General features: G+C 73.4%; 8 protein-coding genes. 3 read left to right on the top strand and 5 right to left on the bottom strand.

Going from position 1 to position 9610, the window contains the following annotated elements; genetic code table 11:
- Nucleotides 1–10: 10 nt before the first annotated feature.
- Nucleotides 11–964, bottom strand: coding sequence for a DUF3048 domain-containing protein (locus ACWCP6_RS32255; RefSeq protein ID WP_450936163.1), 954 nt, complete (start codon nucleotides 962–964; stop codon nucleotides 11–13).
- Between the two features lie 220 nt (nucleotides 965–1184).
- Nucleotides 1185–2246: an ATP-dependent DNA ligase gene (locus ACWCP6_RS32260; protein WP_450936152.1), complete on the bottom strand. Its 1062-nt coding sequence runs from the start codon at nucleotides 2244–2246 to the stop codon at nucleotides 1185–1187.
- Nucleotides 2247–2476: 230 nt separating this feature from the next.
- Here ACWCP6_RS32260 and ligD point away from each other — a divergent pair, with 230 nt between their 5' ends.
- Both ligD and ACWCP6_RS32270 read left to right on the top strand, forming a co-directional pair.
- Complete coding sequence (gene ligD, locus ACWCP6_RS32265) at nucleotides 2477–3523, top strand: non-homologous end-joining DNA ligase (RefSeq protein WP_450936153.1); 1047 nt, start codon at nucleotides 2477–2479, stop codon at nucleotides 3521–3523.
- Nucleotides 3524–3684: 161 nt separating this feature from the next.
- Complete coding sequence (locus tag ACWCP6_RS32270; RefSeq protein ID WP_450936154.1) at nucleotides 3685–4128, top strand: hypothetical protein; 444 nt, start codon at nucleotides 3685–3687, stop codon at nucleotides 4126–4128.
- Nucleotides 4129–4206: 78 nt separating this feature from the next.
- Here ACWCP6_RS32270 and ACWCP6_RS32275 read toward each other — a convergent pair whose 3' ends face one another.
- The 3 genes from ACWCP6_RS32275 to ACWCP6_RS32285 form a co-directional block, all read right to left on the bottom strand.
- Complete coding sequence (locus ACWCP6_RS32275) at nucleotides 4207–6348, bottom strand: HEAT repeat domain-containing protein (protein ID WP_450936155.1); 2142 nt, start codon at nucleotides 6346–6348, stop codon at nucleotides 4207–4209.
- A gap of 81 nt (nucleotides 6349–6429) precedes the next feature.
- Nucleotides 6430–7206 (bottom strand): IclR family transcriptional regulator, encoded by a 777-nt coding sequence (locus ACWCP6_RS32280; RefSeq protein WP_450936156.1) that lies wholly within the window; start codon nucleotides 7204–7206, stop codon nucleotides 6430–6432.
- Nucleotides 7207–7334: 128 nt separating this feature from the next.
- On the bottom strand, nucleotides 7335–8210 hold the full coding sequence (locus tag ACWCP6_RS32285) for a hypothetical protein (RefSeq protein WP_450936157.1): 876 nt from the start codon (nucleotides 8208–8210) through the stop codon (nucleotides 7335–7337).
- Between the two features lie 214 nt (nucleotides 8211–8424).
- On the opposite strand from ACWCP6_RS32285, the gene ACWCP6_RS32290 reads away from it, so the two are divergent.
- Nucleotides 8425–9462 carry a LacI family DNA-binding transcriptional regulator gene (locus ACWCP6_RS32290; RefSeq protein WP_450936158.1) on the top strand — a complete coding sequence of 346 codons (1038 nt, stop codon included), beginning with the start codon at nucleotides 8425–8427 and terminating at the stop codon, nucleotides 9460–9462.
- The last annotated feature ends 148 nt before the right edge of the window (nucleotides 9463–9610 follow it).

Raw genomic sequence — 9610 nt, forward strand, 5'->3', positions numbered from 1 at the left:
GCGTCGGCCGTCACCTCTTGGCCAGTACCACCCACACCTGTCCCTGCGCGAACGGCATCCTCCTGCCGTCGTCCGTCGTGAACTCGGTGCCGTCCTGCGGGGCCGACCGCTTCCAGCGGACGTCGAAGGCGCGTCCGTCGCGCAGGACCACGGCCTTTCCCGAGCCGACGGTCTCCGTATAGGGGGTGGCCGTGCCCAGGACGTCGTGGAAGCGGGACTGCCGTACCGTCACGTACTGCACGACGACGGTCGACGCGGCGAGCCGTCGTCCGTCCGTCGTCCGGTCCGCCGAGCCGTCCATGGACACCAGCCAACGGCCCTGCCCCGCGGACCAGGTGAAGGTGAAGCGGGCCGACGGGAAGCGGACCGTGCGGGACTTCTCCAGGGTGCCGCCGGAGGGCGCCGCACCGAAGGTGAAGCCGGTCCGGGCCAGGGCGCCGGCGCCGGGTGCGGCCTTGACGACCCGGGAGGGCCGCAGATAGAGGTTGTGCGGCGCCGGTTTGGCGGAGCCGCGGAAGTACGCGTCGCCCGGCGCCCGGTCCGGGGAGGCCTCGTGCAGCGGCGCCGCCGAGATCAGGGGCAGCAGCTTCGACTGGGCGCCCGAGAAGGCGAGGGTCGGCTCGTCGAACTGCCGCAGCAGTTCGAGATCCGACTCACGTGCGCTGCGCACCGGGCCCACCACCCGGGGCAGCCGTGTCGCGTACACCGCCATCAGCCGGCTCAGGCCCCCTTCGACCTGCTCGGCGTAGACGACGTCCGCCTGGTCGACGCCGGTCTGCGGGCGGGCCGGTCCCACATTGTCGATCTTCACGGCGAGCACCGGCCCGGATCCGCCGGCCGGTTGCGACGAAGAGCCTGCGGACGCGCGGCCCGTCGGGGACGTGCCTCCGTGGGTGCAGGCGGACACCAGTGCGACCAGCACCGCCCCGACCACGCCGCTCCGTATCCGCACCGACCGTCTCATGGTGACCACGCCCGCCCCATGGCAGCGACGCCCCCGTGGTGTCGCTCGTGCGTCCCAGCGTACGTCCGTCCGGGTGTCCGTGCCCTTCAGCGGCACGGGGCCGCGGCCGGTACGTCAGCCGCGACGTCCGGTCAGCCGAGTCCCCGTACGCGCCAGTTGGGGCTCCGGCCGGGGACAGCGTCCGCCGCGGCCGTCCGTCCGGCGGACGGTGGCTCCGCCCTCACCCCAGGATTTCCGCCAGGTCGTACCGGACCGGTTCCTCCAGCTGTGTGAACGTGCAGCTCTCCGGAGTCCGGTCCGGGCGCCAGCGGCGGAACCGCGCCGTGTGCCGGAACCGCGCCCCGTTCTCCATGTGGTCGTACGCCACCTCGCACACCCGCTCCGGGCGCAGCGGAATCCACGACAGGTCCTTCTTGCCCGACCAGCGGCTCGGCGCCCCGGGCAGACGCGCCGTCTCGTGCGCCGCCTCCTGCGTCCACGCCGCCCACGGATGGCCCTGCGCCGACTCCATCCGCTGCGGCTCCAGCTCCTCGACGAGTTCGGCCCGCCGTTTCATCGGGAACGCGGCGCAGACCCCGACGTGCTGGAGGGCGCCCCGGTCGTCGTACAGCCCCAGCAGCAGTGACCCCACCACGGGGCCGCTCTTGTGGTGGCGGTACCCCGCGACCACGCAGTCCGCGGTCCGCTCGTGCTTCACCTTGAACATCACACGTTCGTTAGGCCGGTACCGCAGGTCGAGCGGCTTCGCGATCACCCCGTCGAGCCCCGCCCCCTCGTACTGCTCGAACCATGTGCGTGCCACCCCGGGGTCCGTGGTGGCGGGTGCCAGGTGCACCGGAGGGGCCGCCCGGGCCAGTGCGTCGGCCAGCAGGGCCCGTCGCTCGTGCAGGGGCACGTCGAGCAGCGCCTCGTCGCCGAGCGCCAGCACGTCGAACGCCACGAACGACGCCGGCGTCCGCTGCGCGAGTGTCCGCACCCGCGAGTCCGCCGGATGGATGCGCTCCGTGAGCGCGTCGAAGTCCAGCCGTCCCTCCCGCGCGATCACGATCTCCCCGTCCACCACGCACCGCTCCGGCAGACGCGTGGTCAGCGCCTCCACCAGCTCGGGAAAGTACCGGGTCAGCGGCTTGCCCGTGCGGCTGCCGATCTCCAGTTCCCCGCCGTCCCGGAAGACGATCGCGCGGAATCCGTCCCACTTCGCCTCGTACTGCATGTCCGGCGGAATGCTCGCCACGGACTTGGCGAGCATCGGCAGCACGGGCGGCATCACCGGCAGATCCATACGGCGATTCTGCCGCCACTCGTTCCGGTGTGCGGCTTGTGCGGGGCTTCCGGGTGCCGGCGGTGCGGCACGTGGCACGCCTTCCGGGCGTACGCGTGCGGAGCGGACCGGGCCTTCGGGACCCCTGGTCCGTGGCCGGGGACGGGTCCCCGGGCTCCCGGGGCGTGGCACGTGGCCGGGCCCGGGCCTTCGATGTGCGGCCCCCGGGCGCCCGGCCTACCGTGACGGGCATGGGTGCGAGCAGCGGTGGCGCGGGCGGCAAGGGGGCGGCGGTCGAGCTGGACGTCCGTGGCCGGACCGTGCGGCTGTCCAGCCCCGGCAAGATCTACTTTCCGGAGCGCGGCTTCACCAAGCTCGACCTGGCCCAGTACTACATCGCCGTCGGCGACGGCATCCTGCGCGCCCTGCGCGACCGGCCCACCACCCTCCAGCGCTATCCGGAAGGGATCGACGGCGAGTCCTTCTTCCAGAAGCGCATCCCCAAGAACCACCCCGACTGGATCCCCACCGCCCACATCACCTTCCCCAGCGGACGCAGCGCGGACGAGATGTGCCCGACGGAGCTCGCCGCGGTGGTCTGGGCCGCGCAGTACGGCACGTTCACCTTCCACCCCTGGCCCGTGCGGCGCCCGGACACCGACCACCCCGACGAACTGCGCATCGACCTCGATCCGCAGCCCGGCACGAGCTACGCCGACGCCGTGCGCGCCGGCCACGAACTGCGGGCCCTGCTGGAGGAGTGGGGGATGCGGGGGTGGCCCAAGACCTCCGGCGGCCGGGGGCTGCACGTCTTCGTCCCCGTCGAGCCGCTGTGGACGTTCACCCAGGTGCGGCGGTGCGCCATCGCCGTGGGGCGGGAACTGGAGCGACGGATGCCCGGGAAGGTGACCATCGCGTGGTGGAAGGAGGAACGCGGGGCCCGCATCTTCGTCGACTACAACCAGACGGCCAGGGACCGGACGATCGCCTCCGCCTACTCGGTACGGCCCCGGCCGCATGCGCCCGTCTCCGCGCCGCTGCGCTGGGACGAACTCGACGACGCCGTGCCCGAGGACTTCGACCTCGGGACCATGCCCGAGCGGTTCGCCGAACTGGGTGACGTGCACGCGGACATGGACGACTTCGCCTTCCGGTTGGAGCCGCTGCTCGAGCTCGCCGCACGGGACGAGCGTGACCACGGGCTGGGCGACCTCCCGTATCCGCCGGAGTATCCGAAGATGCCGGGCGAACCCAAGAGGGTGCAGCCCAGCCGGGCCAGGCCCGCACCCGACCAGTAGCCCTGCGCCGGGTTCCGGCGCTGTTTCCCGGCCGGCCACCGCAGCCGCACACCTCCCTTTGACGATGCGGCGACCGGCTGAAAACGATCTTTCATGGCCGGGACGGGTGGTGCAAGATCGTCATATTCAGCACGATGTCACCACCAGGAGGGGGACACACGATGGCGGGCTTCAAGGCGAGACTCGGGGCGCTCATGGGGGTCACTGCCCTGACGGTCGGGCTGGGGGTGACGGGCGCCAACCCCGCTGCCGCGGAACCCGGCTTCGCATTCGACGCCATGCCGCTCGACCGTCCCGGCGGGGGCGTCATCATCGACATCTACGAGGGCGCCGACCGCGTGGGGTACGGAGCGTGGTGGGCCGATCCGGCGGACGGAACGCCCGGAGACGCCTTGGTGGCCTCCGACCTTCGTGGGGACGGCTACGGGATCGAGACCCATCTGAGTACGAGCCCCGAGCGGATCGCGTCCACCCGCGGGCACGAATACCCGTACCGTGACATCGCCACCGGCGACCTGCGCGAAGGGTCGCATTACACCATGTACGTGTGTGTCGTCAAGGGCAGCTTCCACAAGTGCTCCCAGGAAGTCTCGGTGCACGCCTGACCGAAGCCGCGGCGGTATGCGGCCGGGACTTCGCCGGACAATCGCCGGCCCGGCTCGTCGAGGTCCCGGAATGCTGCATCACCGGTCCTCGGCCGGTGCGGCCGTCCGTGCCGTCGGCGGCGCGTCCTCGTCGCCGACGGCGGCCAGCACACGGTGGCAGTCCCGCAGCAACGCCTCATCCGATGCCACGTCATAGCGCATGTTCCCCGTCGAGCCGTCGTTGTTGTGGCGGCGGGGCGATGCAAGCTCCGCGCGGACCGGACCGAGCGCGGGGGCAGCGGCCGTCCCCATCTCGACCAGACACGCGGCCGTGGCCGGGCGGCTCTTCGGCGCGGCGGCCCACTGGCCGAGCAGCACGGGGAGCACCTCGTCGGCGTCGCCGGTCACCCTCCACAGGGCGATGGCCGCATCCGTGCGGGTGCCGTCCGCGGCGATCAGCTCCCGCAGCCGTGGCGCCAGCGGGGCGGCGGCCGGGCCGAGTGCACCCACGATCCGCAGAGCGCCGGACCGGACGTACCACAGCTCCGAGCCCAGGCCCTCGCGAGCCGCACGCACCGCCGCCGCGACCTCACCCGTGACCGCCCACAGGGCCGCGGCCGCGTCCATGCGTACCTGCGCGGCAGCCGACTCCGACGCCTCCAACTCGCGCAGCAGTGGCGCGGTTTCGGCCGCGGCGCCGCCGTACCGGGCGAGGGCGCGCAGAGCCGAGGAGCGCGCCCAGTCGCTGGGTGCCTCCTGCAGCGCACGGACGAGGAGCGGCAGCGAGTCGGGGTGGGCGATCAGTCCCAGCGCGTCGACCGTCCGGGACCGGTCGTGCCCCGCGGACCCCGGGGCGAGCGCGGCCAGACGGCGGTGCAGCACCGGTGCAAGTCCGGCCGCCTCCTCGGGCCCGACCGCCTCCACCCAGCGGGCGAGGTGCTCCGGGATGTCGCCCTCCTCCAGCACCTCGGCCAGGGCCGGAACGGCGCGCGCATCGCCCTGCAGGGCAAGCGCCGCGAGTGCCCTGCCGAACAGCGTCCTCTCCCAGCCGTAGGGCTCCCGGTCCCCGTTCCACTCGTCCACGCACACCGCGAGGATGTCCGCGACGACGTGGGCGATCGGGGCGACGTACCCCAGTTCGCCCAGTGCGTGCTCGGACAGCCGGGGCTCCTCCTCCACGAGCTGCCGGGCGAGCAGGGCCACCGGCAGGTCGTTCGGCGCGCGCCAGCCCGTCAGCAGCAGACCGGCCATCCGGACCGCCGCCATCCGCTGGCCCCAATCAGGGCTGCACAGCTGCTTGTTGAGCAGAGTGAAGCGCTCCTCCGTCCGGTCGCCGAGCGCCCGGTGCAGATCCTCCAGGAGATCACCCGCCCGGTCGGCTCCGATGCTCCTGCGGTGCTCCGCCTCCAGCTCGCGCAGATACGACAGCATGGTGTCCGTACGAGGGTGCTCGGGCTCCACGGCCGGCTCCTTGCCGGACTCGCCCTCGTCGTCGCCCTCGTGGGCGAGCCGCATCACCTCGAGTGCGATCTCCACCGTGTCCTCCGGCAGCAGCTCCGGTGCACAGCGGGCGAGTTGGGCCAGCGCCGTCATCCGCAGCTCGGGATCGGCCGAGCCCATCGCCAGATCGCGCAGAACGGGACCGGCCTCGGAGACCAGCGCATCGGCGTGCTTCACGGCCAGGCCGCCGACCGCACGCACGAGGGACCGCAGGGCGTCGGGGTGACGCTCCACGGGCAGCCGCGCCCGCAGTGCGGCGAAGACCCGTACGGGATCCGCATGCAGATGGGCGAGCGCGCCCGGGACGGCCGTCCGCAGGCCGGGATCGGGGTCGTCGAGCAGGTCCAGGAAGAAGCCGGCGCGCCCCCGGATCGTCTCCGAGGCCTCCAGGAACGGCCGGACCCATGCGGCGTCCTCCTCCTCGTCCTCGAAGATGCCGCCGAGCTCCTCCGGATCGGGCTCCCGCTCGCCCGCGATGCTGCGCAACAGCCCGACGACCGCCGCGCGGCCGGCCACTGTGGGCGTCGCGACCAGCTCGAACAGGAACGGTATGCACGCCACGGTGCTGTCGTAGACATCGCCCTGGTGGTGCACTGCTCCGTACATGCCGTCCAGTGCGACGTCCCGGCGGGCTGGGTCGTCCGACGCCAGGCCCCACAGCAGGCCGGGCACGTCCGTCGCCGAGTCCGTGTACGCGTGCCCCAAGGACGCCCAGTCGACGTCGTCGATCCCCGTGAACACCTCTGTCCCTCCCCGTTGTGCGGCGGCGCACGGCTGCCACCGGTCACAGCATGCCGTACGCCACCGACAGCACACCCCGGGTCAGATGGGGGCGCGTTCCCCCGGAGGCAGCAGCACGATCTCCAGCGCCCGGGCGCAGGCGCGGGCGCGGTCCAGCAACCAGTCCCTGTGGTCGTCCGTGAGGACCTCCGGCGTCGCGTGCACGCCCAGGGCGAAGCGGGCGCAGCCCCACCGGTCGAGCACCGGCACGGCGAGCGCGCGCACGCCCGGCGCCGACTCGCCCTCGTCCACGGCGTACGCGGCGCCGCGCACGAGTTCCAGCGCGGTCGAGAGCGCGTCCGGTGCGACGATGGTGCGGTCCGTGAACGCGGGCAGCGGCGCGAGCGATTCGGGGCCCCCGTCGCCGGGGCACGGCCAGGCCAGCAGGACCTTGCCCAGCGCCGTCGAGTGCAGCGGCCTGCGCAGTCCCACCTCCGGCGTCACCGCGCCGCCCGCCACGATCACCGCGTGCCGGCCGCTGCGCAGTGCCAGTTCCGTGCCCGCCCCCGTGTGTCCGGCCAGCTCGGCGAGTTCCGGCGCGGCCAGGTGCAGCCGGCGCTGGTGGTACGAGAGCCGGCCGAGCTCGGTCACCGCAGGACCGAGGCGGTAGCGGGACGTCCGTGCGTCCTGCTCGAGGAATCCCGTCGCCAGCAGGGTCCGGGCCAGCCGGTGCGCCGTCGACACCGGCAGCGCGAGACGGCGGGCCAGGTCGGAGGCGCTGAGAGCCGGACCGTTGTCGTGGAAACTCTGCAGGACGTCAAGCGCGCGCCGCACCGCCTGCGCACCGGCCGGCGGACGAACCGCCGCGGCATTGCTCATCTCGGGTCCCCTCCCGTGTCCGCCCCACCGGCGGAACTCCGCACCACTCGCGCCCCTTCACCCAGGGGAAGACTGCCATGCCGCCCGCGCCGGTTCCCCGCCCCGACCCCCTGCCCCGGGCCGGGGATTCACACCGCGAGGTCGAGCACCGCCCACTCCGTGAACGGCTTCTCCTGGACGTACAACCGCGGACCGCGGCCGATGACCCGGCAGCGCCCGAGTGCACGGCCGTCGGGCCGTACCAGCCGCTCCTGGGCCACGGGCTCGACCGTGCCGTTCGCCGCCTCGGCCCGCACGAGCCGGTCACGGTCGTCACGGTAGCCGCCGAAGAACGCCACCCTGCCGTCCTGCACGGCCAGACCGCGAGCTCCCGCGACCTTGTTGGCGTAGGGCGTCACGCCGTGCCCGGGGCGGATCTCCAGCAGGGTGAAGGAAGTGTAGGCACACGCCCAGGCCGTCTCGCCGGCGACGTTCAGCGCGTAGCAGTCGGAGATCGTCCCGCCGCCGTCGGCCGGGTGGTACGTCCACAGCGGCTGCCCGGTCGCGTCGAAGCGCCGCAGCCCCGGCCGGCTCAGCTCGTCGCCGCCGTACACCCCTTCGTCGAAGTAGCCGACCCACAGATGGCCGGCCTCGTCGGCCAGCAGATGCCCGATGCCGTCGCCGACGCGGAACGTCCACGACGGGCGGCCCAGCGCGTCGAACACCTGGACATGCTCCTCGTCCTTGCCGCACCGCCGGTCCGCCAGCACGAAACCGCCGTCGGGCAGCGCGTCGATGCAGGGGAACTGCGGTGTCACGGAGCTGAGTTCGGTCTCCTGATGACCCGCACCGCCGTCCACGGTCACCACCACGGCGTCGTACGGCCGGGCGTGCCGGCGGTCCGGCGGGCGTTCGGTCAGCAGCCAGTGGGCGCGCCCGAACGCGTCGACGGTGCTGCTGACGATGTGCAGGGCGCGGTACGGGCGCGGCAGGCGGGCGTACGGCGTGAGGGTTGTCGTGATCATGCTGCTCCTCGGCGGCGGTGGTCGTCGGTGCGGCGGCAAGGTCGCCTGACCGGCGGGGCGTTGGCCGAGGGCTCGGGCACCGGGCGCCTACGCGGCATGTGCCTTTCTGGTCGTCATACGAAGATCCTCCATGACGACGGGGGCACCCGCAACGATTTTGGGCACGGATATCCTCGGCGGCACGCCACAGGGGCGGGCCCGAGAGGAGTCGTGCGTGAGCGAGGAGACGTCGACCGGTGCGCGCCCCACCCTGGAAGCGGTCGCCGCGCGGGCCGGTGTGTCACGGGCCACCGTCTCGCGCGTCGTCAACGGCGGCGCGGGCGTCACCGACGCGCTCGCCGACCGGGTCCGGCGCGCTGTCGACGAACTCGGGTACGTGCCCAACCAGGCCGCTCGCAGCCTCGTCACACGCCGCCACGACGCGGTGGCCGTCGTCGTCGCCGAGCCGGAGACCCGGGTCTTCGCCGACCCGTTCTTCGCGCTGCAACTGCGCGGCATCAGCCGGGAGCTGACCGCCCACGACTCGCAGCTCGTGCTGCTGTTGACGGAGGGCCGCGACGACCACGCGCGTGTGGGGCGCTATCTCGCGGGCGGGCACGTGGACGGAGCGCTCGTCTTCTCGCTGCATCTCGACGACCCGCTGCCGGGCCTGGTCCGCCGGGCCGGGGTGCCCACCGTCTTCGGCGGGCGCCCCGGCTGGTCCGACGGGACGCGCAGTGTGCCGTACGTCGACTGCGACAACCGTGGCGGCGCACGCGACGCCGTGCGCCACCTCGCGGGGCTCGGGCGAACCCGGATAGCGCACATCACCGGCCCCCTCGACCAGACGTCCGCCGCGGACCGGCTCGACGGGTTCCGTGACGTGCTCGTCGACCACGACCCCGCGCTGCTCGCCGAGGGCGACTTCACCCCCGCGGGCGGTGAGCGGGCCATGCGGCAGCTGCTGGACCGCAGCCCGGGCCTCGACGCGGTGTTCGCCGCGAACGACCTGTCGGCCGCCGGGGCGCTTCGCGTCCTGCGGGAACGCGGACGGCGCGTCCCCGAGGACGTCGCGCTGGTCGGCTTCGACGACATGCTGCCCGTCGCCGAGCAGACGGACCCGCCGCTGACCACGGTCCGCCAGGACATCGAGGGCATGGGGCGGCTGATGGCCCGTCTGCTGCTGCGGCGCCTCGACCGGGGCGGGTCCGCAGGCGACGGCCCGGCCAGTGTCGTCATGCCGACGACGCTGGTGCGGCGGGCCTCCGCCTGAGGCGGCGCCGCACGAGACCCCATAGAGGGTGTCCTGCCGATCATGCCGGGCTCGCGGGGCTTGGCACGCACATCTGCGGCGTTGTCGTCGGTCGCCGACTCCCCCACGCTCGGCTGCGCTCGCGCGGGGGGACCCCCATCGCGTCGAC

This window comes from Streptomyces sp. NPDC002004 (genome assembly GCF_053593975.1).

Coding starts and splice junctions, on each gene's coding strand:
- ligD (WP_450936153.1), top strand. CDS start 2,477: ATGGGTGCGAGCAGCGGTGGCGCGGGCGGCAAGGGGGCGGCGGTCGAG.
- ACWCP6_RS32270 (WP_450936154.1), top strand. CDS start 3,685: ATGGCGGGCTTCAAGGCGAGACTCGGGGCGCTCATGGGGGTCACTGCC.
- ACWCP6_RS32255 (WP_450936163.1), bottom strand. CDS start 964: ATGAGACGGTCGGTGCGGATACGGAGCGGCGTGGTCGGGGCGGTGCTG.
- ACWCP6_RS32280 (WP_450936156.1), bottom strand. CDS start 7,206: ATGAGCAATGCCGCGGCGGTTCGTCCGCCGGCCGGTGCGCAGGCGGTG.
- ACWCP6_RS32285 (WP_450936157.1), bottom strand. CDS start 8,210: ATGATCACGACAACCCTCACGCCGTACGCCCGCCTGCCGCGCCCGTAC.
- ACWCP6_RS32260 (WP_450936152.1), bottom strand. CDS start 2,246: ATGGATCTGCCGGTGATGCCGCCCGTGCTGCCGATGCTCGCCAAGTCC.